We start from the raw sequence: 419 nt of genomic DNA on the forward strand, positions 1-419 counted from the left end.
GGCGGATCTGGCCGAACAGGCCCGCCAGACCCACCAGGCCCTCCTCGACCACGGCCGGCGCACCTTCGCCACCGGCCAGCTGCTGCGCATCACCCTGGACGGCAGCGCCGCCCAACTCGTCAACGCCGGCCACCCCCGGCCGCTGCTGCTGCGCGACGGCCAGGCCGAACAACTCCACCTGACCGTGAACCTGCCCTTCGGCGCTGCCTGGCAGGGCGCCTACCCGGTGCAGGACCTCGACCTGCGCCCCGGCGACCGCCTCCTGCTCTACACCGACAGCATGCAGGAACGCGAAGCGGAGACCGCCGACCTGCCCCGCATCCTCACTGCTACCGCCGCCGAACACCCCCGCGAGGTCGTGCGCACCCTGATCGGCGCCGTCACCGACGCCCACCACGGCGGACAGCCCCGAGACGACG

General features: G+C 73.5%; 1 protein-coding gene. It reads left to right on the forward strand.

What is annotated here, in order from left to right; translation table 11 throughout:
* On the forward strand, window positions 1–419 hold a 419-nt coding region (locus tag KUF83_RS14385; protein ID WP_217455074.1), incomplete at both ends, for a PP2C family protein-serine/threonine phosphatase.

This window comes from Streptomyces sp. BV286, from assembly GCF_019090165.1.
In the GTDB taxonomy this organism is placed as follows: domain Bacteria; phylum Actinomycetota; class Actinomycetes; order Streptomycetales; family Streptomycetaceae; genus Streptomyces.